This window comes from Atlantibacter sp. MEI4A-1023, from assembly GCF_056155425.1.
In genome coordinates this window covers 1,436,515-1,460,613 of the sequence record NZ_CM149568.1, presented here as the reverse complement: position 1 = coordinate 1,460,613, position 24,099 = coordinate 1,436,515, and the positions used below count along the sequence as shown (strand labels likewise).

The 24,099-nt window shown below is 59.8% G+C and carries 17 protein-coding genes; 12 read left to right on the top strand and 5 right to left on the bottom strand.

Annotated elements, in window-relative coordinates; all coding sequences use genetic code 11:
• Nucleotides 1-12: 12 nt before the first annotated feature.
• Complete coding sequence (fepB, locus tag ACVV26_RS07040; protein WP_474800714.1) at nucleotides 13-969, top strand: Fe2+-enterobactin ABC transporter substrate-binding protein; 957 nt, start codon at nucleotides 13-15, stop codon at nucleotides 967-969.
• Here fepB and entS read toward each other — a convergent pair.
• Nucleotides 964-2,211, bottom strand: a complete 1,248-nt coding sequence (gene entS / locus ACVV26_RS07035; RefSeq protein ID WP_474800713.1) for an enterobactin transporter EntS — start codon at nucleotides 2,209-2,211, stop codon at nucleotides 964-966. The genes fepB and entS overlap by 6 nt on opposite strands.
• A 110-nt stretch (nucleotides 2,212-2,321) precedes the next feature.
• On the opposite strand from entS, the gene fepD reads away from it, so the two are divergent.
• The 3 genes from fepD to fepC are packed head-to-tail and all read left to right on the top strand — an operon-like array spanning nucleotide 2,322 to nucleotide 5,103.
• Nucleotides 2,322-3,329, top strand: a complete 1,008-nt coding sequence (fepD, locus tag ACVV26_RS07030) for a Fe(3+)-siderophore ABC transporter permease (protein ID WP_474801771.1) — start codon at nucleotides 2,322-2,324, stop codon at nucleotides 3,327-3,329.
• The gene (fepG, locus tag ACVV26_RS07025) at nucleotides 3,326-4,315 is read left to right on the top strand and encodes an iron-enterobactin ABC transporter permease (RefSeq protein WP_474800712.1); all 990 of its coding nucleotides are present in this window, start codon (nucleotides 3,326-3,328) and stop codon (nucleotides 4,313-4,315) included. The genes fepD and fepG overlap by 4 nt, the downstream gene beginning before the upstream one ends.
• On the top strand, nucleotides 4,312-5,103 hold the full coding sequence (gene fepC / locus ACVV26_RS07020) for an iron-enterobactin ABC transporter ATP-binding protein (protein ID WP_474800710.1): 792 nt from the start codon (nucleotides 4,312-4,314) through the stop codon (nucleotides 5,101-5,103). Before fepG ends, fepC begins: the two co-directional genes overlap by 4 nt.
• A 34-nt stretch (nucleotides 5,104-5,137) precedes the next feature.
• Here fepC and ACVV26_RS07015 read toward each other — a convergent pair whose 3' ends face one another.
• Nucleotides 5,138-5,470, bottom strand: a complete 333-nt coding sequence (locus tag ACVV26_RS07015; RefSeq protein ID WP_474800709.1) for a tRNA-binding protein — start codon at nucleotides 5,468-5,470, stop codon at nucleotides 5,138-5,140.
• Nucleotides 5,471-5,677: 207 nt separating this feature from the next.
• On the opposite strand from ACVV26_RS07015, the gene ebgR reads away from it, so the two are divergent.
• The 6 genes from ebgR to ygjK all read left to right on the top strand — a co-directional run bounded on the left by ebgR (nucleotide 5,678) and on the right by ygjK (nucleotide 15,378).
• Nucleotides 5,678-6,661 carry a transcriptional regulator EbgR gene (gene ebgR / locus ACVV26_RS07010; protein WP_474801769.1) on the top strand — a complete coding sequence of 328 codons (984 nt, stop codon included), beginning with the start codon at nucleotides 5,678-5,680 and terminating at the stop codon, nucleotides 6,659-6,661.
• Nucleotides 6,662-6,824: 163 nt separating this feature from the next.
• Nucleotides 6,825-9,917 (top strand): beta-galactosidase subunit alpha, encoded by a 3,093-nt coding sequence (ebgA, locus tag ACVV26_RS07005; protein WP_474800707.1) that lies wholly within the window; start codon nucleotides 6,825-6,827, stop codon nucleotides 9,915-9,917.
• Nucleotides 9,914-10,363 carry a beta-galactosidase subunit beta gene (locus ACVV26_RS07000; protein ID WP_312979714.1) on the top strand — a complete coding sequence of 150 codons (450 nt, stop codon included), beginning with the start codon at nucleotides 9,914-9,916 and terminating at the stop codon, nucleotides 10,361-10,363. Before ebgA ends, ACVV26_RS07000 begins: the two co-directional genes overlap by 4 nt.
• 120 nt (nucleotides 10,364-10,483) lie before the next feature.
• On the top strand, nucleotides 10,484-11,917 hold the full coding sequence (locus ACVV26_RS06995) for an amino acid permease (RefSeq protein WP_312979717.1): 1,434 nt from the start codon (nucleotides 10,484-10,486) through the stop codon (nucleotides 11,915-11,917).
• Nucleotides 11,918-11,954: 37 nt separating this feature from the next.
• A complete protein-coding gene (ygjJ, locus tag ACVV26_RS06990; RefSeq protein WP_312979720.1) occupies nucleotides 11,955-13,013 on the top strand; it encodes a protein YgjJ in 1,059 nt (352 codons plus the stop codon).
• 16 nt (nucleotides 13,014-13,029) lie between these two features.
• Nucleotides 13,030-15,378 (top strand): alpha-glucosidase, encoded by a 2,349-nt coding sequence (ygjK, locus tag ACVV26_RS06985; RefSeq protein WP_474800706.1) that lies wholly within the window; start codon nucleotides 13,030-13,032, stop codon nucleotides 15,376-15,378.
• 42 nt (nucleotides 15,379-15,420) lie between these two features.
• On the opposite strand, the gene ACVV26_RS06980 is transcribed toward ygjK, so the two are convergent.
• From ACVV26_RS06980 to fes, 3 genes are read right to left on the bottom strand one after another with little or no spacing between them, the layout of a single operon-like run.
• Nucleotides 15,421-19,311, bottom strand: coding sequence for an enterobactin synthase subunit F (locus ACVV26_RS06980; protein WP_474800705.1), 3,891 nt, complete (start codon nucleotides 19,309-19,311; stop codon nucleotides 15,421-15,423).
• Nucleotides 19,308-19,523 (bottom strand): MbtH family protein, encoded by a 216-nt coding sequence (locus ACVV26_RS06975; protein ID WP_474800704.1) that lies wholly within the window; start codon nucleotides 19,521-19,523, stop codon nucleotides 19,308-19,310. The genes ACVV26_RS06980 and ACVV26_RS06975 overlap by 4 nt, the downstream gene beginning before the upstream one ends.
• 16 nt (nucleotides 19,524-19,539) lie before the next feature.
• Entirely contained in the window at nucleotides 19,540-20,769 is a 1,230-nt protein-coding gene (gene fes, locus ACVV26_RS06970; RefSeq protein WP_474800702.1) for an enterochelin esterase, read from the bottom strand.
• Nucleotides 20,770-21,009: 240 nt separating this feature from the next.
• Between fes and ACVV26_RS06965 the strand changes: the two genes are divergently transcribed.
• Together ACVV26_RS06965 and ACVV26_RS06960 are read left to right on the top strand one after the other, a co-directional pair.
• Nucleotides 21,010-23,262, top strand: a complete 2,253-nt coding sequence (locus ACVV26_RS06965; protein WP_474800701.1) for a TonB-dependent siderophore receptor — start codon at nucleotides 21,010-21,012, stop codon at nucleotides 23,260-23,262.
• Nucleotides 23,263-23,364: 102 nt separating this feature from the next.
• Nucleotides 23,365-24,048 carry a 4'-phosphopantetheinyl transferase family protein gene (locus ACVV26_RS06960; RefSeq protein WP_474800700.1) on the top strand — a complete coding sequence of 228 codons (684 nt, stop codon included), beginning with the start codon at nucleotides 23,365-23,367 and terminating at the stop codon, nucleotides 24,046-24,048.
• Nucleotides 24,049-24,099 lie beyond the last annotated feature (51 nt).

Sequence of the window (24,099 nt, the reverse complement as noted above, 5' to 3'; positions counted from 1 at the left end):
GGACTCTACGCCGTGAAATCACGCTTCACCTTTGGGCTGCTGCTCTCCCTGCTCGCTTTCGGATTTTCCTCGCTCACCCAGGCCGCCGACTGGCCGCGCCAAATCCAGGACAGCCGGGGAACCCATACTCTGGACCAGATGCCGCAGCGCATTGTTTCCACCAGCGTCACGCTGACCGGTTCACTGCTGGCGATTGATGCGCCAGTGGTCGCCAGCGGTGCGACCTCGCCGGGCAACCGGGTGGCGGATGCGCAGGGTTTCCTGAAACAGTGGGGTGAAGTAGCGAAGCAGCGTAACGTGCAGCGGCTGTATATCGGCGAAGCCAATGCCGAAGCCGTGGCGGCCCAGATGCCGGACCTGATTTTGATCAGCGCCACCGGCGGCGATTCGGCGCTACCGCTTTACGATCAGCTCTCCGCCATCGCCCCCACGTTAATCATCAACTACGACGATAAAAGCTGGCAGCAGCTATTAACTCAGCTCGGCGAAATCACCGGGCATGAAAAACAGGCCTCCGAGCGCATCGCCAGTTTCGATAAGCAGTTAGCCGAGGTGAAAGCGCAGATCGCCCTGCCGCCGCAGCCGGTAAGCGCGCTGGTGTATAACCCGGCGGCACACGGCGCGAATCTCTGGACGCCGGAATCGGCGCAGGGAAAATTGTTGCAACAGCTCGGTTTTACCCAAGCCGCCCTGCCCGCTAATCTGCAAACCAGCCAATCGCAGGGTAAACGCCATGACATTGTTCAGCTCGGCGGTGAAAATCTGGCGGCGGGTTTGAATGGCGAGACGCTGTTTTTGTTCGCCGGGGATGAGCGGGACGCCAAAGCGCTGGCGGATAATCCGCTGTTAAAACATCTACCAGCGGTACAGGAGCATCGCGTTTACCCGCTGGGCACCGAAACTTTTCGTCTCGATTACTACAGCGCCAGCCAGCTACTGACCCGGCTGACGCAGCTGTTTAAATCATGATGAGTGCGCCGCTTCCGGTGCGGGTTGACGGAAGCGGCGCAGTTCGTTGAGCAGCAACGCCAGCAGTACTCCCATCACCGCCAGCCCCAGACCGCTGACGCTCGCCGATGCGGCAGGCGTCAACAGCGTGCCAATTGCCCCCAGCAGCGCCGCGCCGATGGCATCCCCGGTCACGTTCTGCGCCGTCCACAGGCCGTTGATCCGTCCCAGCATGTCGTCCGGCGTCTGAGTTTGGATCAGGGTGTACTGCAACAGCGAGCTAATCGCGCTGAGATAGCCGAACAGCGCCAGGCACACCACCGCCAGCCCCCAGAACGGCATCATGCCGAATGCGCCCACCGCCAGGAAGGCCGCGACAGTCGTCGCGAGCATCACTCTGCCGGGCATCGCAGTATGTGCGATACGTCCGCTGGTCAGCGCGCCCAGCGCCGCGCCGAGCGGTACGGCGGCATATAAAAATCCAATCTGGCTGGCGGACATCTGCCAGTGGTTCGCCAGCGCCGGATACAGCACCCGCACCGCGCTGGCCATCGTCAATAACGCGCCCACCAGCGCCACGCCGCCGATCAGTGGGTTACTCAGCAGAAACCGAAACGCCTGCATCAGCGCGCGCAGCGGGTGTTCGCGCTGCATCTGCGGGGCGGGCATACGCGGCAGGCTGAACAGCGGGATCAGCGTGATAAACGTCCCCATTGCCGCCAGACCAAAGTTCCACGCCACGCCACCGCTCGCCAGCAGCAGCCCGCCGAGCATCGGGGCGATCACCGAACCAAGACGCACCGTCAGCATGGTGATCGCGCCCGCCTGCATCACGTTCTCGCGCCCCACCAGGCCCGGCGTGGCGGCCAGCAGCGCCGTGACGCCAATCGCACCGAAAAAGCCGTCCCACAATCCCAGCAGATAAATCGCCACCAAAGAGGGTTCCGGCAGCAGGGCGTTAATAAACAGCCCGATAAACCCCAGGCCGCAGGTAGAACGGGCAATCAGGATCAGCCGCTTGCGCTCATGGCGGTCTGCCAGCACGCCGCCGGAAATCAGCCCGATAAACATCGCCCCGCCGGTCAGGGTGACCGCCAGCCCCACCAGCCACGGCGAACCAGTCATGGTTTGGATCTGCACCGGCACGGCCACGCCCAGTAGCCCCAGAGAAACAATGGAAATAAAGCGCGCCAGAAACACCGCCCGGAATGCCGGGTTGGTATTGAGCAGGGAAAGATTTAGCAACAGCGAATGTTGGTTCATTACATGGCCTTAGAGCGGAATTTTTTCTTACCGAATAACGGGGCCGTCATGCTAACATAGCGCCAATAAGAGTGATAATAACTATCATTACCAATTGTGGAATATTTGTGATGTCGCTTTTCCGGTTACCAGGGCGCACGGCTGCGCTGTTGGGCCTTATCATTTTGCTGCTACTGATGTCGGCGTTAAGCCTGTCGATTGGCGCAAAGCCGATTGAATTCTCCGTTGTGCTGGACGCGCTAAGCGGTCAGTGTCAAAGCCCCGACTGCACGATCGTGCGCGATGTGCGCCTCCCCCGCACCCTGGCGGGTTTGCTGGCGGGCTGCGCGCTGGGCGTGTCGGGCGCGCTGATGCAAACGCTGACCCGCAACCCCCTCGCCGACCCCGGACTGCTGGGCGTCAACTCTGGCGCCAGTTTCGCCATCGTGGTTGGCACCGCGCTGTTAGGTTTATCTTCGCCGATGATGCTGCTGGCTCTCGCCTTCGGTGGCGCGATGGCGGCCTCGCTGGTGGTGGCGTTTACCGGCAGCGCGGGCGGCGGGCAGCTTAGCCCGGTGCGCCTGACGCTGGCGGGCGTGGCGCTGGCGGCGGTGCTGGAAGGGCTGTCCAGCGGGATCGCGCTGTTAAACCCGGTGGTGTATGACCAGCTGCGTTTCTGGCAGTCCGGCTCGCTGGATATCCGCACCCTGATGACCCTGAAAGTGGTACTGGCCCCGGTGCTCATCGGCCTGTTAATCGCGCTGCTGCTGGCCCGGTCGTTAAACAGCCTGAGCATGGGCAGCGACACCGCCACTGCGCTCGGCAGCCGCGTCGCCCGCACCCAGCTGTTCGGCCTGGCGGCAATTACCCTGCTGTGCGGCAGCGCGACGGCGCTGGTCGGCCCCATCGCCTTTATTGGCCTGATGATGCCGCACCTGTCGCGCTGGCTGGTGAGCCAGGATCACCGCTGGTCGCTGCCCGCTACGCTACTGGCGACGCCGCTGCTGCTGCTGCTCGCCGATATTATTGGCCGCCTGATCGTACCGGGCGAAATCCGCGTCTCGGTGGTGAGCGCATTTATCGGCGCGCCAGTGCTGATTTATCTGGTGCGCCGTCGGCGTAATGGAGTGACGCTATGAGCCTCTCCCCTCGCCTGTTGACCGTGCTGGCGCTGTTTTGCCTGGCGGCGGCGGCAATGTCAGTCTGGAGTTTATCCAGCGGCGCTCTGCCGCTTTCCGCTTCGCAGGTCATTAGCGCGCTGCTGGGCGACGGCCCGCGCCAGATTTCGTTAGTCGTGGTGGAATGGCGATTGCCACGGGTATTAATGGCGCTGGTGATTGGCGCGGCACTGGGCGTCAGCGGCGCGATCTTCCAGTCGCTGATGCGCAACCCGCTGGGCAGCCCCGATGTCATGGGCTTTAACATGGGCGCGTGGAGCGGCGTGCTGATCGCCATGGTGCTGTTCGGCCAGAGTTTAAGCGCCATCACCCTGGCGGCCCTCGGCGGCGGTATCGTCACGTCGCTGCTGGTCTGGGCGCTGGCGTGGCGCAACGGCATCGACACTTTCCGGCTGATTATTATCGGCATCGGCATGCGCGCCATGCTGGTGGCGTTCAATACCTGGCTGCTGTTACAGGCCTCGCTGGAGACCGCGCTTTCTGCCGAGATGTGGAACGCCGGCTCGCTCAACGGCCTGACCTGGGGCAAAACCTTCCCGGCGGTGCCGCTGATTGCGATTGCCATGCTGGCGGCGGCGCTGCTGGTGCGCCGGATGCGCCTGCTGGAGATGGGCGATGACAGCGCCTGCGCGCTGGGCGTGGCGGTTGAACGTTCAAGGCTGCTGCTGATGCTGACCGCCGTGACGCTCACCGCCGCCGCGACCGCGCTGGCAGGCCCGATTTCATTTATCGCGCTGGTCGCGCCGCATATCGCCCGGCGTTTAAGCCTGACCTCACGCCTGGGTTTATTGCAGTCGGCGCTGTGCGGCGGCACCCTGTTACTGGCCGCCGATTTATGCGCCCAGCGTCTGTTTACCCCCTACCAGCTTCCCGTGGGCGTTGTTACCGTCAGTATCGGCGGTATTTACCTCATCGCCTTGTTGATTCAGGAGTCCCGCAAGAGATGACCCATTCCCGCCTGCATGGCGCCACGCTGACGCTCGGCTACGGCAAAAAAATCATTGCCGAGTCGCTTAACGTGTCGATCCCCGATGGCAAATTCACCGCCATTATCGGCCCGAACGGCTGCGGCAAATCGACGCTGCTGCGCACCTTAAGCCGCCTGATGAAGCCGCTCAACGGCCAGGTGTGGCTCGACGGCAAACACATTGAGCAGTACGCCACCAAAGACGTGGCGCGGCGCATTGGTTTATTGCCGCAAAACGCCAGCGCGCCCGGCGATATCACCGTGCAGGAGCTGGTGAGCCGTGGCCGTTACCCGCACCAGCCGCTGTTTACCCGCTGGCGCGATGAGGACCAGCAGGCCGTGAGCCGCGCCATGAAAGCCACCGGGATTGAAGCCCTTGCCAGCCAGAGTGTAGATACCCTGTCCGGCGGCCAGCGCCAGCGCGCCTGGATTGCCATGGTGCTGGCTCAGGAAACCTCGATTCTGCTGCTGGATGAACCCACCACCTGGCTGGACATCAGCCATCAGATCGATCTGCTGGAGCTGCTGAGTGCGCTGAACAAAGACCAGGGGTTTACGCTGGCAGCAGTGCTGCACGATCTCAACCAGGCGTGTCGCTATGCGAATCACATCATCGCGCTGCGTGAAGGGGTGATTGTGGCACAAGGCGATCCGAAAGAGATTGTCACCGCGGATCTGATCGAACGTATCTACGGGATGCGCTGCATGATTATTGACGATCCGGTGGCGGGTACGCCGCTGGTGGTGCCGCTGGGACGGCGCGCATAGCTTGATTTGGCCCTCTGTATCAGAGGGCCATTGATTACACGATCCGCACGCCTGCCGGCATCAGGCGCTCCGGCGTCAGCAGTACGCTTTCGCTGCCGTCGTCGGTTTCCGCGCATAGCAACATGCACTCCGACGTTTCACTGCGCATCTTCGCCTTCGCCAGGTTACACAGCACTACCACCGTTTTACCCAGCAATTCCTGCTCGCTGTAGTACGGCACCAGGCTGGTCACCGTTTGCAGCGTTCTGCCGCCGACATCAATCTGCGCAATGTACAGCTTGTCGGCGTTGGCGTGGCGTTTCACCTCAACCACTTTGCCGGTGCGCATTTCCAGCTTCGCGAAATCATCATAAGCAACCGTATCCATCCTTCCTCCTTAGTAAAAGTTTAGTAAAATATAACAGCAAAGTTTTTCCGTACCGCGTTTTACCGGTAAAATTGTTAATCGGGTCACGGTTTGCGCTGTCCGGCAGGGATGAATAAACCCACGGATATTTACTGAAAACAGATGCAGGCGCGCCGGCTTGCTTTACAATGAGCGGGCGAAAAGGGGCAACGTCAGATAAGGAAAATGATGGCCACACTGAAAGATATCGCTGCCGAAGCGGGCGTCTCACTGGCGACGGTTTCACGGGTTTTAAACGACGATCCCTCGTTAAATGTGAAAGAAGAGACCAAACACCGCATCCTGGAGATCGCGGAAAAGCTGGAGTATAAGAGCACAAGCTCGCGGAAATCCCAGACGCCTGCCGTGGGCCATCACCATATTCTGGCGCTGTACAGCTACCAGCAGGACCTGGAAATCAACGACCCCTATTATCTGGCGATCCGTCACGGGGTCGAGACCCAGTGCGAGAAGCTGGGCATTGAGCTGACCAACTGCTATCTCAATAACACCCTGCCTGATTTGAAGAAAATCACCGGGGTGCTGATCGTCGGTAAGCCCGCCCGCGCCCTGCGCGAAACCATTACGGCGCATACCGACAATATCTGTTTTATTGATTTCCACGAACCGGGCAGCAGCTATGACGCGGTGGATATCGACCTGGTGCGCATCGCCAAAGAGGTGGTCGACTTCTTTATCAGCCAGGGTGCTTCACGTATCGGATTTATCGGCGGCCAGGATGAGCCGGGTAAAGCCGATATCCGCGAACGGGCGTTTGTCGAATACGGGCAGCTCAAAGGCGTGGTATCCCAGGATGATATCTGGCGCGGCGGTTTTTCCAGCTCCTCCGGTTATGAACTGGCGAAAACCATGCTGGCAAAAGGGGACTATCCCCCCGCGCTGTTTGTGGCCTCAGACTCCATTGCCATCGGCGTACTGCGCGCTATCCACGAGCGTGGGCTGTCTATTCCGCAGGATATTTCGCTGATTAGCGTTAACGATATCCCCACCGCGCGGTTTACCTTCCCACCGCTTTCCACGGTGCGCATCCATTCAGAAATGATGGGCAGCCAGGGCGTCAACCTGCTGGTTGAAAAAGCCCGCGATGGTCGCGCGCTGCCGCTAAACGTGTTTGTGCCCAGCGTCCTGAAACTGCGCGGCACCACGCGCTAACCCCGCTATACCGCCGGATAGCGCCCGCTATTCCGGCTTTTTTTCCGTCCTTCCTGAAAACGCATTCTGTGATCGAGTTAAAGTAAATCATTCCTGTTGGTTTTATTTAGTAAAACTTTTACTAAAATACAAAACAACAACTCAGGCCGTTCAGGGAGGCGATATGAATCGCTGGGAAAATCTTCAACTGACTCATGAAAACCGGCTGGCGCCGCGCGCGTACTTTTTCTCGTACGATTCGCTGGCCCAGGCCCGGACCTTTGCACGTGAAACCAGCAGCCGCTTTTTGTCGCTCAGCGGGCAGTGGAACTTCCGTTTCTTCACCAACCCGCTGCTGGTGCCGGAGGCGTTTACCTCCGAATACCTAAACGACTGGGGAACTATCACCGTGCCGGGCATGTGGCAGATGGAAGGCCACGGCAAATTGCAGTACACCGATGAGGGGTTCCCGTTCCCGATTGACGTGCCGTTCGTGCCGACAGATAACCCCACCGGGGCCTATCAGCGCACCTTTACCCTCGGTGAAAACTGGCAGGGTAAACAGACGATTATTAAATTCGACGGCGTCGAAACTTACTTCGAAGTCTATGTTAACGGCCAGTACATCGGCTTTAGTAAAGGCAGCCGCTTAACGGCGGAATTCGACATCAGCGCGGCGGTAAAAACCGGCGAAAACCTGCTGTGCGTGCGGGTGATGCAGTGGGCGGATTCGACTTATATTGAAGACCAGGACATGTGGTGGTCAGCCGGGATTTTCCGGGATGTTTACCTGGTGGGTAAACAGCCGCTTCACGTCCAGGATTTCACCCTGCGCACCGACTTTAATGACGACTATGTCGACGCCACCCTCTCCTGCCAGCTGGTGCTGGAAAACCTCGCCGGGCAGCCTGCTGATGCCCGCGTGGAATATACGCTTTTCGACGGTGATAACGCGCTCTGCCACGGCACCACCGGCCCGCTGACCGTTAGCCAGACGCTGGACAGCGGCTTTACCCTTGATGTGAAAGCCCCGCAGCCGTGGTCGGCGGAAAACCCGTATCTCTACCATCTGGTGATGACGTTGAAAAACGCCGCTGGCGAGATCCTGGAAGTGATCCCCCAGCGCGTCGGCTTTCGCGATATCAAGGTGCGCGACGGCCTGTTCTACATCAACAACCATTATGTGATGCTGCACGGCGTCAACCGCCACGATAACGATCATCTCAAGGGCCGCGCCGTTGGAATGGATCGTGTGGAAAAAGATCTCCAGCTGATGAAGCAGCACAACATCAACTCGGTGCGCACCGCCCACTACCCGAACGACCCGCGCTTTTACGAGCTGTGCGATATCTACGGCCTGTTTGTGATGGCGGAAACCGATGTCGAATCCCACGGTTTCGCCAACGTCGGCAACCTGAGCCGTATCACCGACGATCCGGCCTGGGAACATGTCTATGTCGAGCGTATCGTGCGCCACGTTCACGCCCAGAAAAACCATCCGTCGATTATCATCTGGTCGCTGGGCAATGAATCCGGCTACGGCTGTAATATTCGCGCCATGTACCGCGCCACCAAAGCGCTGGATGACACCCGGCTGGTGCACTACGAAGAAGATCGCGACGCCGAAGTGGTGGATATCATTTCGACCATGTACACCCGCGTCCCGCTGATGAACGAGTTCGGCGAACATCCCCATGAGAAACCGCGCATTATCTGCGAATACGCCCACGCGATGGGTAACGGACCGGGCGGCCTGACTGAATACCAGAATGTGTTCTATCAGCACGACTGCATTCAGGGCCACTACGTCTGGGAGTGGTGCGATCACGGCATCCAGGCCACCGATGAAAACGGCGCGGTGTGGTACAAATTCGGCGGCGACTACGGCGACTACCCCAACAACTACAACTTCTGCCTCGATGGGCTGATTTACTCCGACCAAACGCCGGGGCCAGGTCTGCGTGAGTACAAGCAGGTGATCGCGCCGGTGAAAGTGCTGGCGACGGATGCCCGGCGCGGCCAGCTGCGTATTGAAAACAAGCTGTGGTTCTCGACCCTCGACGACTACACTCTGCGCATCGAAGTGCGCGCCGAAGGGGAAACGCTCTCCAGCCAGCGCCTGAAAGTTCGCGATTTAGCGCCCAACAGCGGCCGCGATATCACTCTCGATCTGCCTGAACTGGACACACGTGAAGCCTTTATCAACGTAATGGTGACTAAAGACTCGCGCACCCTGTACAGCGACGCCAATCACGACATCGCCGTTTACCAGTTCCCGCTCAACGCGCGCACGGCGGCACAACCCGCGCCGTATAATGCCAGCGCCACGCCGTTGCAGATTGACGATGAGCGCCTGAGCTACACCGTCAGCGGGCACAATTTCCGGGTGGTGTTCTCGAAGCTGAGCGGCAAGCTGACCCACTGGCAGGTGAACGGCGTGGACCAGATCACCCGCGAGCCGAAGATTAACTTCTTCAAGCCGATGATCGACAACCACAAGCAGGAATACGAAGGATTATGGCAGCCCAGCCATCTGCAAATTATGCAAGAGCATCTGCGCGGGTTTAGCGCGGAGCAGCGCGGCGAAACGGTGGTGATCACCACGAAGACGATTATCGCGCCGCCGGTGTTTGACTTCGGGATGCGCTGCACCTACCGCTGGCAGATTACCCCGCAGGGCCATATCAACGTGGAGTTACAGGGCGAGCGCTACGGCGACTATCCGCATATCGTGCCGTGCATCGGCTTTATGATGGGGATTAACGGTCAGTTTGAGCAGGTGAATTACTACGGTCGCGGGCCGGGCGAGAACTATCCCGACAGCCAGCAGAGCAACATTATTGACGTCTGGCGCAGCACCGTTGATGAGATGTTCGAGAACTACCCGTTCCCGCAGAACAACGGCAACCGCCAGCACGTGCGCTGGGCCGCGTTCGCCGACCGCCACGGCAGCGGCCTGCTGGTGGTGCCGCGCGCGCCGCTGAATATCAGTGCCTGGCACTATAGCGCGGAAAATCTGCACGCCGCCCAGCACTGCAACGAACTGCGCCGCAGCGATGACATCACGCTGAATATCGACGCCCAGGTATTGGGTCTCGGCTCCAACTCCTGGGGCAGCGAAGTGCTGGACAGCTGGCGCGTGTGGCTCAACACCTTCAACTATGGCTTTACCCTGCTGCCGCTGGAAGGCGGCGTCGGCTCCTCGCCGGTGTTGGCGAACCAGGCGTTCGGCGACGGTTTCTTTTCCCCCGTTTCACACAGCGAGGCTGAACAATGAGAGTTCTCGATAATTTAGCGCAGTTTTCCGAGGTTTATCACAGCGGGCGGAAATGGCAGCGCTGCCTGGAGGCCATCAACAATATCGATGCGATCCGCCCCGGCGTGGCCCATTCGATTGGCGATTCGCTCAGCTATCGCGTGGAAACCAGTACTACCACCGATGCGCTGTTTATGGGCCGCCGCCGCTATTTTGAGGTGCATTACTATCTCCAGGGCCAGCAAAAAATCGAGGTCGCGCCGAAAAGCGCGTTAAAAACCGTCGCCTGCTATCGCGATGAAACCGACCGGGAATACCTGAAGGGCATCGGCGAAATCGTCCAGGTTCACGAGGGGCAATTGATCGTGTGCGATAACAGCGAGGCGTACCGCTTTATCTGCGACGCCCCGGTCAAAAAAGTGGTGCTGCTGGTGACGATTGAAGACGGTTATTTCCTGAATAAGTGATGACGCGTTAAGCAACGCCGGGGGCCATCCCCCGGTTACAGCCCTTAACCGGGCTCTCTATCCTACAAACAACACAACCTCCTTCAGCGGTTTCGGAAGGACAATGTGTGGAGATGTGTCATGTCTGATACTAAACGCAATACCATCGGCAAGTTCGGCCTGCTCTCGCTGACCTTTGCCGCCGTGTTCAGCTTCAATAACGTTATTAACAATAATATCGAGCTGGGCCTGGCGTCGGCCCCGATGTTCTTCCTGGCGACGCTGTTTTACTTCATTCCGTTCTGCCTGATCATTGCCGAATTCGTGTCGCTGAATAAGAACTCCGAAGCGGGCGTTTACGCGTGGGTGAAAAGCTCGCTGGGCGGCCGCTGGGCGTTTATCACCGCCTACACCTACTGGTTTGTGAACCTGTTCTTTTTTACCTCGCTGTTGCCGCGCGTGATCGCCTACGCCTCGTACGCCTTTTTGGGCTATGAGTACATGTTCACGCCGATCACCACCACGGTGCTGAGCATGGTGCTGTTCGCCTTCTCTACCTGGGTTTCTACCAACGGGGCGAAAATGCTCGGGCCGATCACCTCGGTCACGTCGTCGCTGATGCTGCTGCTGACGCTGTCCTATATTTTGCTGGCCGGCGCGGCGCTGGTGGGCGGTGTGCAGCCTGCCGATCCGATTAGCGTTGACGCGATGATCCCTAACTTCAACTGGGCATTCCTCGGCATTACCACCTGGATCTTTATGGCGGCGGGCGGCGCGGAGTCGGTTGCGGTGTACGTTAACGACGTCAAAGGCGGCTCGAAGTCCTTCGTTAAAGTCATCATTCTGGCCGGGATTGTTATTGGCGTGCTGTATTCGGTCTCCTCGGTGCTGATTAACGTGTTTATCAGCAGTAAAGAGCTGAAGTTCACCGGCGGTTCTGTGCAGGTGTTCCACGGCCTGGCGGCGTATTTTGGCCTGCCGGAAATCATGATGAACCGCTTTGTTGGCCTGGTGTCCTTTACCGCGATGTTTGGCTCACTGCTGATGTGGACCGCCACCCCGGTGAAAATCTTCTTCTCGGAAATCCCGGCGGGCATCTTTGGTAAAAAGACCGTCGAACTTAACCAGAACGGCGTACCGGCACGTGCTGCCTGGATCCAGTTCTTAATCGTGATCCCGTTAATGATTATCCCGATGCTGGGCTCCAGTACCGTTCAGGAATTAATGAACACCATTATTAATATGACCGCCGCCGCGTCGATGCTGCCGCCGCTGTTTATTATGCTGGCCTACCTGAATTTGCGCCGCAAACTCGACCACTTGCCGCGTGATTTTAAAATGGGTTCGCGCACCACCGGAATTACGGTAGTCTCGATGCTGATCGTTATTTTCACCATCGGTTTTATTGCCTCTACTTTCCCCACCGGCGGCAATATTCTGACCATTATTTTCTATAACGTCGGCGGCATTGTTATTTTCCTCGGCTTCGCCTGGTGGAAATACAGCAAATACATTAAAGGACTGACTCAGGAAGAGAAGAATATTGAGGCCGCACCTGCGTCTCACGTTCAATAACGGATTGTTTTTCTAAAAATAATAAACGGACACACCGATGAAAAATATGCACCACTTATGCGGGGCACTGGTTGCCCTGTCTTTTTGCTGCCCTGCGCTTGCCGCTGAAACCGCAAAACCGGCGGAACATGATGATACCAAAACACCGGAAATCACCGCGCCGTCATACCGCTTTTATGGCGAAATGGGCATTGGCGGATATATGGATCTGGAAAATGAATATAAACATAAATACAGCGACGGGACTTATATCGAGGGTGGGCTGGAAATAAAAAATGGCCACTGGTTCGGGCTGATTTACGGCGAGGGCTGGACGGTACAGGCCGACCATCAGGGCAACGCCTGGGTGCCCGATCATAGCTGGGGCGGTTTTGAAGGCGGGCTTAACCGTCTTTACGGCGGTTATAAAACCGACGACAGCACCGAAATCATGCTCAGCCTGCGCCAGGACTCGTCGCTGGACGATCTGCAATGGTGGGGCGACTTTACCCCGGATCTGGGCTACGTGATCCCTAACACCCGCGACATCATGTACGCCCTGAAGGTGCAGAACCTGGCGGGGAAATTCCGCTACAGCGTGACCGCCACCCCGGCCGGGCACCATGACGAAGGCAAAGCCTGGCTGCATTTCGGCAAGTACGACCGCTATGACGATAAATATACCTACCCGGCGATGGTGAACGGCTATGTCCAGTATGACATTGCCAAAGACGTCACCTGGATGAACGGCCTGGAAGTCACCGACGGCACCGGTCAGCTGTTTTTAACCGGTATTCTGTCGCCCAACCTGGCGGCCCGCGCCTGGCACCACACCGGCCGCGCCAACGGCCAGCACGTCCCCGGCACGGAAACCGGCTTTATGGCCAGCGCCATGGTTGAAGCCTTAAAGGGCGTTTACCTCTCTACCGCGTACAGCTACGCCAGACACCGCCCGGATAACGCCGCCGAAGAAACCACCTCCTTTATACAGTTCGGCATCTGGTACGAGTACGGCGGCGGGCGCTTCGCCACCGCAGCCGACAGCCGCTTCTCTATGAAAAACGCCTCTGGCGACCCTGCCGACCAGGTGTTCCTGATGCAATATTTCTACTGGTAATAAGGACATTTTTATTATGACCATCAAGTCGCCCCTCGCCCCGCTGGCCTGCGCGCTGCTGCTGAGTTTCTCTGCCCACGCGGTGACTGCCGATGACTTTAAAAACGTTATCAACCGTACCGGCGCGCCGCAGTACATGCACGATTACGACTACGATGACCACCAGCGCTTTAACCCGTTTTTCGATCTCGGCGCGTGGCACGGGCACCTGTTGCCCGACGGCCCGGTAACGATGGGCGGGTTCCCTGGCCCGGCGCTGCTCACCGAAGAGTACATCAACTTTATGGCGACTCACTTCGATCGCCTGACGGTGTACCAGAACGGCAAAAAAGTGGGCTTCACGATGCAGGCCTACAGCCTGCCCGGGGCGCTGGTACAGACGCTCACCGCCCCTGGCGTTAAGGTCGAGATGACTCTGCGCTTCGCCAGCGCCCATACCTCGCTGCTGGAAACCCAAATCACCAGCAACACCCCGCTAACGCTGGTGTGGGACGGGGAACTGCTGGAAAAGCTGGAAGCCAAAGAAGGCAAGCCGCTGTCCGGTAAAACCATTGATGAGGCTTACCCGGACTATCAGCGCCGCCTCAGCGCCACCCACGACGGCCTGACGGTGAGCTTCGGCAAAGTGCGTGACGATTCGGCGCTGATGACGTCCGGAGAGTCGCAGTATCAGGTGCATAAATCCCTGCCAGCAGAGACCAAAATTGACGGACACCGTTTTACCAGCACCGCGCGGATTAACGGTTCCACCACGCTGTACACCACCTATTCGCATTTGCTGACCCGCGAACAGGTTCAGGCTGAAAAAGCCGTTATCCGCGATATCCTGGCGCGTCCGGCGCATTATATGGCGGCCTCGCAGCAGCGCTGGAATAGTTATCTGCAAAAGGGGCTGACCAATCCTGATGCCACACCGGAGCAAACCCGCGTGGCGGTGAAAGCCATCGAAACCCTTAACGGCAACTGGCGCGCCCCGGGCGGCGCGGTGCAGCATAACACCGTGACCCCATCGGTGACCGGGCGCTGGTTCTCCGGCAACCAGACCTGGCCGTGGGATACCTGGAAACAGGCTTACGCAATGGCGCACTTCAACCCGGAAATCGCCAAAGAGAATATCCGCGCGGTGTTTTCCTGGCAGATCAAAGCTGATGACAAGGTGCGCCCGCAGGATGCCGGGTTTGTGCCGGATCTGATTGCCTGGAACCTGAGCCCGGCGCGCGGCGGCGACGGCAGCAACTGGAACGAGCGCAATACCAAACCGAGCCTGGCCGCCTGGTCGGTGATGGAGGTGTACCGCGTCACTAACGATAAAGCCTGGCTGGAAGAGATGTATCCGAAACTGGTGGCCTATCACGACTGGTGGCTGCGCAACCGGGATCACAACGGCAATGGCGTACCGGAATACGGCGCGACCCGCGATAAGGCGCACAACACGCCCGGCGGCGAGATGCTGCTTACCCTGAAAAAAGCGGGCCATGAAGAGACGCTTTCCGGGCTGCAAACCTATGAAGCGGTCACCGCGAAAGGCGACTACGACAGCCTGGAGATCCCGGCGCAGGTGGCGGCGTCCTGGGAATCAGGCCGCGACGATGCGGCTGCGTTTGGTTTTATCGACAAAGAACAGTTGGATAAATACGTGGCAAACGGCGGGAAGCGCAGCGACTGGACGGTGAAATTCGCCGAAAACCGTGATAAAATCGGCAATCTGCTGGGCTACTCGCTGCTCCAGGAGTCAGTGGATCAGGCCAGCTATATGTACAGCGATAACCACTACCTGGCAGAGATGGCGACGATCCTCGGCAAATCCGACGACGCCCGCCATTACCAGGCGCTGGCGAACAAACTGGCGGAGTACATCAATACCTGCATGTTCGACCCGCAAACCAAATTCTTTTACGACATCCGTATCGAACAGCAACCGCTGGCTAACGGCTGCGCCGGGAAGCCGATTGTCGAGCGTGGCAAAGGGCCGGAAGGCTGGTCACCGCTGTTTAACGGCGCGGCGACGCAGCAGCACGCCGATGCGGTAGTGTCAGTGATGCTGGATAAAAACGAGTTCAATACCTTTGTCCCGCTGGGCACCGCCGCGTTAACCAACCCGGCGTTTGGCGCGGATATCTACTGGCGAGGCCGCGTGTGGGTGGATCAATTCTGGTTTGGCCTGAAGGGCATGGAGCGCTACGGCCATCGCGAAGAGGCACTGACGCTGGCGGACGCCTTCTTTAAACACGCGAAGGGGCTGACGTCCGACGGCCCGATTCAGGAGAACTACAACCCGCTGACCGGCGCACAACAGGGCGCGCCCAATTTCTCCTGGAGCGCCGCCCATTTGTATATGTTGTATAACGAGTTTTTCCGTAAGTAATAGCGCGTTACCCTCTCCTCTTGCGGGGAGAGGGTCGCCTTCTTAGCCGTGGTTTAACGCACCCGCGATCTGCGGCCCAATTACCTCAAACACCTTCGGCGACACCACTTCCACATGGGCGCAATCCAGCGAATGCACCGTCATCTGCCCAAGCCAGTTTGACCAGGCGTCGGTGGCGCTCATGCCGTTGGGCACGGTTTTCTCAGCGACAAACAGCGTAGTCGGCCCGCGATATGGCAAGGTATGCGCCGAGGTCAGCAGCCGGATGGCGTCCGCGTAGTTCCCTTCGATGGTAGTAAATAACCGCTCGCTGCCCTGCCCGCGCTGGGCAGCAATAAAGGCTTCACGCTCGCGCTCAATTTCCGCCAGCACTTCCGGGTCAGGCTGGTCGCCCTTCTGCGCCCAGTTTTGGGTTTCCGGCGGCCAGGTGTCGAGCAGGCCCAGCCAGGCCACCTGCTCCCCCGCCGCTTCCAGACGCGCAGCCAGGTTTTGCGCCAGGGTGCCGCCCAGCGAGTAGCCCAGCAGATAATAAGGCCCTCTGGGCTGCACGCGGCGCAGCGCGGCAAACTGCTGTTCGCAGAGATGGCTGAAGTCGCGTGCGGTCGCCATCGGGCCGTCCGGGCGCGGCGACTGAATGCCGGTAATCGCCCACTGCGGGCCCAGATAACGTTGCAGTACGCTGAACTGCCAGGCAAAACCGGATGCCGGATGGAAGCAGAACAGGCGCGGCCCGTTGCCGTCACGCAGTGGCAGCAGCGCGCCAAAGCCCGCTTCATGGGCATCGCTGTCCGGGGCGCTAAGACGCGCCGCGAGTTTTTCCACCGTCGAGGCTTCCATCACCTGGCCGACCGTCACATCGATATTAAGCGTCTCACGCAGATCCGCCGCCAGGCGCATCGCCAGCAGCGAATGCCCGCCCAGGGCGAAGAAATCGGCATTGACGTGGCAAACCTCGCAGTTCAGCAGGCGCGCGAACGCCCCGGCGAGAGTGCGTTCCAGTTCGGACTGTGGCGCGCGGCCCGTTGCGGCGCGGGCCAGCTCCGGCAGCGGCAGCGCTTTGCGGTCCAGCTTACCGTTGGCGCTTAACGGCATTTCCGCCAGTTGGATCACCATCACCGGCACCATATGGGCGGGTAGCAAGGTTTCCAGTTGGCGGCGCAGGGCGTCGGTATCCAGCGGCAAACCGCTTGCCGACACCACATAGCCCACCAGCTGGCGGGCGTCGCCTTCACTGGCTGCCGCCTGGTTCAGCACGCAGGCGTGGGTGACCGCCTGGGCGATATCCGCCAGCGACATCAGCGCGCTGTCGATGTCCCCCAGCTCAATACGCTGGCCGCGCAGTTTAAGTTGAAAATCGCTGCGGCCAAGGTATTCAACCGCCCCGTCAGCCAGATAGCGCGCCACGTCGCCGGTGCGGTACATCCGCTCGCCTGGGGCGAACGGATCGGCGATAAAGCGGCTGGCGGTGAGATCCGCACGGCCCAGATAACCCTGCGCAAGCTGGACCCCGGTCAGATATAAATCCCCCGCCACGCCGGGCGGAACCGGGCGCATCGCCCCGTCCAGCACCCGTAAACCGGTATTCCACACCGGGAAACCAATCGGTACGCTGTTGCCTTTCACCGCCGCCAGCGCCTCGCCGTAAGCCGGATACCAACTCACGTCCACGGCGGCCTCGGTGGGGCCGTAGAGATTATGCAGCGCCACGCCGGTCAGGGTTTGCCACTGTCGGCACAGCTCGGTCGGCAGCGCTTCGCCGCTACAGAACACCTGGCGCAGAGAGCGGCACCGGGCGATAGCCTGCGGGCGGGTTAATGCGCCAACGAATGCCGCCAGCATCGACGGCACAAAGTGGGTCGTGGTGACGTTCCAGCGGGCAAACAGCGCCTGCAACGCCTGTGGATCGCGGTGCGCCTCCGGCGGGGCCATCACCAGTTGCGCACCCACCATAAACGGCCAGAAAAACTCCCACACCGAGACGTCGAAACTGCACGGCGTTTTCTGCAAGACCACATCTCCCGCCGCCATCGGATAGTGATCCTGCATCCACCACAGGCGGTTAACGATAGCGGCCTGGCCGACCATCACGCCCTTTGGTCGCCCCGTCGAGCCGGAGGTGAAAATCACGTAGGCGGTATGCTCCGGGCGCGAGAGATCCAGCGCGGGCAAGTCGGAGGCCGCCAGCGGCGCGTCGTAAATCATCAGCGGCTGGGCGGTCAGCCCGGCAAAACGCGCTTCCAGAGCGGCGCTGGTGATCGCCAGGCGCGGCCTGGCGTCTTCCAGCATCATTTGTAAACGGTCATCGGGGTAGCCCGTATCCAGCGGCAGCCAGGCCGCGCCAATCTCGACAATCGCCTGTAAGGCCAGCGATAAAAACACCGAGCGCGGCAGCGCGACCGCTACCACGTCGCCGGGTTTGACGCCCTGCGCCCGTAATTCCACCGCCAGCGCGTGCACCTGCTGGCGCATTTCCCGGTAGCTGAACTGATAGCGATCGTCCGCTAACGCAGGCGCATCGGGGGTTTTTAGCGCCTGGCGCGCAATCGCCGCCGTCAGGGTATCTGCGGGCAGCATCATGCTGGTGTCGTTGATGCGCGCGATCAGTTGCGCCTCATGAGGATGGACCACATCGGCTTCGCAGCAGGCCAACTGCGGGTTTGCCGCGAACTGGCTCAGCAGCAGCGGCAGGCGGGCGATATGCTGCTCCAGGGTCGCGTCGTTATAGCGTTGCGCATTGGCTAACACTTCGAGCCCCAGACTGCCCTGCTCGTCCTGGTACAGCGCCAGCTCGATGTCATTGACCGGGCCAGAGGCCAGTTGATGGGTAATGCCATTGATACCGCCGAGGTCCAGCCGGTAGTCGAACATTTTGAAATTGAATACCGTGCCGTACAGCGGCGTCAGTTGGGTGACGCGTCCGGCATCGCGCAGGATTTGTTCGGCGTCATAGCGCTGATGGCGACGCGCGCTTTTCATCTCGCGCGCCAGGCTGGCGGCCAGTTCCGGCAGCGTTCCGGCGGGCGGGATGCGCACCGCCAGCGGCAGCACGTTCAGCACCGGGCCGGTCGCACACAGCGCTGCCGACCCCATCCGGCGCATAAAAATCACCCCGGCGGCGAAATCGTTGCGCCCGCTCAGGCGGCCAATCCACAGGGAAACCAGCGCAAAAGCCATGTCGGCAGGGTTCACGCCGGGGGCGTTCGCCAGCAGCGCCTGAATCTGGCTGTTATCGAACGGTACGCTGCGGCGAATCAGCGACGGCGACGGTTCGCGGGTGGTGAGCGGCTGGTCTGACAGCGTGGCAGGCTCCGGCAAGCTGGCAAGCTGTTCTGCCCAGAAAGCGCGGTCTTTTACCCAGCCACTGGAGGCCTGGTACTGCTGGTACTCTTCCACCACCTCACTAAACGGCGTAAAGGGCGAGGCCTCCGGCGTCTGTCCTGAATGCCATGCGCGATAAATGTCGGCGATCCGTCGGGTAATCGCAGTGAAGCTAAAGCCATCCACCCGCAAATGGTGATAACGCTGATACCAGAACCATCGGGTGTCGCTCAGGCGAAAAAGTTGATGGCACCAGGGCAGTTTCCCTGCCGAACGGCGCAGATCCTGGGCCAAATCCTGGCGCATGATTGCCCGCGCGGCGTCGCCAGGGTCGGTGTGATGGCGTAAATCAATGCATTCGGGCGGCGGGAAAGTGATGGATTCATCAACCCACTGGCGCGGTTCGCCGTCGATTTCAGCAAAGCGCATCCGTAGAGTATCGGCCTCGCCCATTCCGGCGACGATGGCGTTAGCCAGCAGCGGTGCGTCCAGCTCGCCGTTAAGTTCGATGTAGTGCGCCACGCTCCAGGCGGCGGGCTGCTGGCTCAGGGCGTCGGCCACCCAAATCCCCGGCTGGGCGGCGATCAGCGGTAGTGTCACGGAGGGGATTTTCATTCTTCCCCCCCCTGGGCATAAACGGCGGGATGCAAATCGCCGCCGCGCTGTTCCAGCCAGGCCACGCACTCGCTGTGCGGGCGCGGCGGCGCGACGATGGCCCATCCGGCGGGTAACGCGCAGGTTTCCGGCCACAGGCTAAGCTGCCCGAGCGCATTCTTGAGCAGATAAAAGTGCCCCTGCGGATTGTCGAAGGGATTAGTGTATTCCATAGCAAACTCCTGAAATTCAACGCGCAGAAAGCAGCTTGTCGCCCCACAGGGTAATCAGCCCTTCCGTTAAGCCGCCGCGCCAGCACAGCGCGTCATGCCCGCCGTCGACCTCGCGCCAGAATAGCTGTTGCTGGGTGCGTTGCAGCAGGGAGCAGAGTCGTAAATTGGCCTGATGGACAAGCGGCTCGCGCTTACCCGCTTCAAGGAAAATCCGCAGCGGTGCATGGCCCAGCGCGCCCTGTTCTAACTGCGAAATCAGCCAGCCCTGCCGGGTTTCGCGCCCAGGCCACCAGTACGAGCCCGACTGGCTCAACACGCAGCCGAAGCGCTCCGGCCAGTTAAGGCCCGCGTAAAGGGAAGACAGCCCGCCGAAGCTTTGGCCCGCCACCACGGTGGTGGACGGGTCATCGCGCCACGGGGCGATGTGTTGGACTTGCGGCAGCAGTTCGTCCTGCACCGCCTGCCAGAACGCAGGATTACAGGGCAACTCCTCGCCGCGATGGGCGGTGTCGATGGCGTCAATCAGCACATACACCGCAGGCGGTAACCATCCCCGATCGGTCAGGGATTGCAGCGCAGGCCATACCGGCATACTTTGCGCCCAGAACTGGCCGTCGAGCAGCAGCGCCAGCGGGCGATTGCCGCCGCTCTCCTCACCGGTGGTAAATATCCAGACCTTGCGGGTATTAGCGAGTTTTTCGCTGTGCCAGTCGATGCAGACAGGCGGCAGATGCGGCGTATCCGGCGCGTCCCAGCCCGGTTGCAGCGGCGCGCGCGGCATTTCCAGCGCGCACACCGGATGGCCGCGTCCGCCGCGCCACTGGCGCGGATTAAACGGATCGACCTGCGCCTGCGGGAACAATTTGCGCCAGCCCGCGCGCAGCGCCATCGGTGAAGGGATGTCGTCAGTGAAGGCTTCCGGCGGGAAATCATCCGTCGCGGTTGACGGGATCAGGCAGTAACTGCCGCGCCAGGTATCAGTTAATTCAAGTTGATATTGCCAGACATCGGTGCCGGGATGGCGCGTTAAGCTCACCGGACGCGCCCGCTGGTGATGATCGGTGACGCCGGTAATATTCAGCCACACCCGCTGTAGCGCGGAGTGGCGCTCGTCGCCAGCCGGATCGCGCCACCAGAATGTTACCCGACATTTGCCCTTTCCCACTGGCTCAACGAAGGGAATGCCCTGCTGTTGGCGCGCTTGCCACCACGCCTCACTTCCTGTTTCGAGCACCATCACAACCATCAACCTTATGAATTATATGGCATTAAAAAATTACCGTAAGAAATGTTTGATAATATTATTGATAATTATTCGTATTTGCAATAGCGTATTGGCGCGCATTATCCCGTTGTTTTTGTTCACTCACTGGCGTTTACCTGGCAGTCACCTCTGGTGCGCCAAAAATTTGTTAGACGACATCATGCTGCTATCCGCCCCTGGCACGGAAAAAGCGAGACGCAGCAGAGAAAAGCAGGCAAAAAAATGAATAAGAAAATCCATTACTCCCTCGCCATGTTAATTAATCTGGGGATTTACGGCGCGGCTATGCCGGTTCTGGCAGCCGAGACCACAACCTCAGAAGATGGCGCGCAAACACACGAAGACACCATGGTCGTCACTGCCGCTGAGCAAAATTTGCAGGCACCGGGCGTATCGACCATTACCGCTGAAGAGATCCGTAAAAACCCGCCAGCGCGCGATGTTTCGGAAATCATCCGCACCATGCCGGGCGTTAACCTGACCGGCAACTCCACCAGCGGCCAGCGCGGCAACAATCGTCAGATTGATATTCGCGGCATGGGCCCGGAAAACACCCTGATCCTGATCGACGGTAAACCGGTAAGCAGCCGTAACTCAGTACGTCTGGGCTGGCGCGGCGAGCGCGACACCCGTGGCGATACCGGTTGGGTGCCGCCGGAAATGATTGAGCGTATCGAAGTGCTGCGCGGCCCGGCGGCGGCGCGTTATGGCGATGGCGCGGCGGGCGGCGTGGTGAACATCATCACCAAACGCAGCACCAATGAGTGGCATGGCACCTGGGACACCTACCTGAACGCACCGGAGCACAAGCAGGAAGGGTCAACCAAACGCACTAACTTCAGCCTGACCGGCCCGCTGGGCGACAGCGTCAGCTTCCGCCTGTACGGCAATCTCGATAAAACCCAGGCTGACGCGTGGGACATCAACGAAGGCCATCAGTCCGAGCGCACCGGCACCTACGCCAACACCCTGCCAGCCGGGCGTGAAGGCGTCGAAAACAAAGACGTGAACGGCCAACTGCGCTGGGAGTTTGCCCCACAGCAGTCGCTGGAATTTGAAGCGGGCTATGGCCGCCAGGGCAACCTGTACGCGGGCGACACCCAGAACACCAACAGCAACGCACTGGTGAAAAGCAACTATGGCAAAGAGACCAACCGCCTGTATCGCCAGGATTACTCCCTCACCTGGAACGGCGGCTGGGACAACGGCGTGACGTCCAGCACCTGGGCGCAGTACGAGAAAACCCGTAACTCGCGCACTAACGAAGGCCTGGCGGGCGGCACCGAAGGGATCTTCTCTGACGCGCTGAAGTCCGATATCGATTTAAGCGATGTGACCCTGCACAGCGAAGTCAACCTGCCGCTCGACGTGCTGGTTAACCAGACGCTGACCCTGGGCACTGAATGGACCCAGCAGCGCATGAAGGACCGCTCGTCCAACGTCCAGTCGCTGATTGAAGGCGGCCCGATCCCGGGCGTCGACAGCACCAACCGCAACCCGTACTCCAGCGCGGAAATCTTCTCGCTGTTCGCCGAAAACAACATGGAGCTGACCGACAGCACCATGCTGACGCCGGGCCTGCGTTTCGATCATCACTCCATCGTGGGCGATAACTGGAGCCCGGCGCTGAACCTGTCCCAGGGCCTGACCGACGATATCACCCTGAAAATGGGTATCGCCCGCGCCTATAAAGCGCCAAGCCTGTACCAGACCAACCCGAACTACATTCTGTACAGCCGTGGTCAGGGCTGTTACGCCAGCGCGGGCGGCTGTTACATGATGGGTAACGACGATCTGGATGCCGAAACCAGCATCAACAAAGAGATTGGCCTGGAGTACAAACACGAAGGCTGGCTGGCGGGCGTGACCTGGTTCCGCAACGATTATCGCGACAAAATTGAAGCGGGTTATGCGCCGATTGGCCGCACCAACAATGGCCGAACCACCACCGATATCTACCAGTGGGAAAACGTGCCGAAAGCCGTGGTTGAAGGGCTGGAAGGGACGCTGAACGTGCCGGTGACCGACACCGTTCAGTGGAGCAACAACATGACCTGGATGCTGGAGAGTAAAAACAAAACTACTGGCGATCGTCTGTCGATCATCCCGGAGTTTACGCTGAACTCCACGCTGAGCTGGCAGGTTCGCCAGGATATCTCTTTACAGAGCACCCTGACCTGGTATGGCCGTCAGAAACCGAAGATGTACAACTACAAGGGCCAGCGCGTGGGTTATCCTGAAACCAAAGAAGTTAGCCCTTACAGCATCGTCGGCCTGAGCGGCACCTGGGATGCCACCAAAAACGTCAGCTTTACGACCGGTATCGATAACGTCTTCGATAAACGCCAGTGGCGCGCGGGCAACGCCCAGACCACCGGCAACGCCAACACCAACTCCTGGATGTATGGCGCGGGTGCGGAAACCTATAACGAGCCGGGCCGTACTTACTTCGTGAGTGTGAATACCCGCTTCTGATTTAAACGCCTGATAACAAGGGGAACTACGGTTCCCTTTTTTTATTGGCGGGCACGCCCCGGTTATGCAACAGTAACCCCCCCTTCACTGCGCCGGAACCCGATGAATACCGAACTCGCCACGCTGTCGTTAAACCAGCATACGCTGTTTTGCCTGCGCTTCGACCCGGAAAGTTTTGCCCCACAGGACTTGCTCTGGCTGCCGCATCATCCGCTGCTGGCACGGGCGGTGATATCGCGCAAAGCGGAGCATCTCGCCGGGCGGATAGCGGCGGTTCATGCGCTACGCCACGCGGGCGGCCCCGCTACGCCGCCGGGCATTGGCGCGCACCGCGAGCCGCTGTGGCCGCAGGGATATACCGGCAGTATTACCCATGCGGGCAGCCTGGCGCTGGCGGCGGCGAAACCGATGGGCGAAGGTTTCTCCAGCCTGGGCATTGATTACCAGCCGCTGCTCACCGATAACGATGCCCGAAAGCTGGCCGACGGCGTGCTGTTTGGCAATGAGCGGGCGCGCCTGCAAGCCGTGTCCGTTCCCTTTCATCTTGCGCTCAGCCAGATTTTTTCCGCCAAAGAGAGTCTGTTTAAAGCCTTGTTCCCCGCCGTGCAAAGCTGGTTTGGTTTCGAGTGCGCACAGGCGGTGGCGCTGACTTCTGGCATTGTGACACTGGAGCTCACCTGCCCGCTGGGGCATTTTCCTGTTGCTTCACGCTTTGATATCGCTTGCCTGACGTTTGCCGACGGCATAGTGACGCTTGCCGACATCCCGCCTTTGGGTGGTAAATGACGCCGGGTTTAGCGGAAAAGGCAATACATTCAACCCGCTTATCTGAAATGC

What these genes read in the sequence shown, in the direction of transcription:
- fepC (WP_474800710.1), top strand. Translation starts at nt 4,312, where the DNA reads ATGACCCATTCCCGCCTGCATGGCGCCACGCTGACGCTCGGCTACGGC.
- ebgA (WP_474800707.1), top strand. Translation starts at nt 6,825, where the DNA reads ATGAATCGCTGGGAAAATCTTCAACTGACTCATGAAAACCGGCTGGCG.
- ygjJ (WP_312979720.1), top strand. Translation starts at nt 11,955, where the DNA reads ATGAAAAATATGCACCACTTATGCGGGGCACTGGTTGCCCTGTCTTTT.
- fepD (WP_474801771.1), top strand. Translation starts at nt 2,322, where the DNA reads ATGTCGCTTTTCCGGTTACCAGGGCGCACGGCTGCGCTGTTGGGCCTT.
- fes (WP_474800702.1), bottom strand. Translation starts at nt 20,769, where the DNA reads ATGGTTGTGATGGTGCTCGAAACAGGAAGTGAGGCGTGGTGGCAAGCG.
- ACVV26_RS06965 (WP_474800701.1), top strand. Translation starts at nt 21,010, where the DNA reads ATGAATAAGAAAATCCATTACTCCCTCGCCATGTTAATTAATCTGGGG.
- ACVV26_RS06980 (WP_474800705.1), bottom strand. Translation starts at nt 19,311, where the DNA reads ATGAAAATCCCCTCCGTGACACTACCGCTGATCGCCGCCCAGCCGGGG.
- ACVV26_RS06960 (WP_474800700.1), top strand. Translation starts at nt 23,365, where the DNA reads ATGAATACCGAACTCGCCACGCTGTCGTTAAACCAGCATACGCTGTTT.
- ygjK (WP_474800706.1), top strand. Translation starts at nt 13,030, where the DNA reads ATGACCATCAAGTCGCCCCTCGCCCCGCTGGCCTGCGCGCTGCTGCTG.
- fepG (WP_474800712.1), top strand. Translation starts at nt 3,326, where the DNA reads ATGAGCCTCTCCCCTCGCCTGTTGACCGTGCTGGCGCTGTTTTGCCTG.
- ebgR (WP_474801769.1), top strand. Translation starts at nt 5,678, where the DNA reads ATGGCCACACTGAAAGATATCGCTGCCGAAGCGGGCGTCTCACTGGCG.
- ACVV26_RS06995 (WP_312979717.1), top strand. Translation starts at nt 10,484, where the DNA reads ATGTCTGATACTAAACGCAATACCATCGGCAAGTTCGGCCTGCTCTCG.
- ACVV26_RS07015 (WP_474800709.1), bottom strand. Translation starts at nt 5,470, where the DNA reads ATGGATACGGTTGCTTATGATGATTTCGCGAAGCTGGAAATGCGCACC.
- entS (WP_474800713.1), bottom strand. Translation starts at nt 2,211, where the DNA reads ATGAACCAACATTCGCTGTTGCTAAATCTTTCCCTGCTCAATACCAAC.
- ACVV26_RS07000 (WP_312979714.1), top strand. Translation starts at nt 9,914, where the DNA reads ATGAGAGTTCTCGATAATTTAGCGCAGTTTTCCGAGGTTTATCACAGC.
- ACVV26_RS06975 (WP_474800704.1), bottom strand. Translation starts at nt 19,523, where the DNA reads ATGGAATACACTAATCCCTTCGACAATCCGCAGGGGCACTTTTATCTG.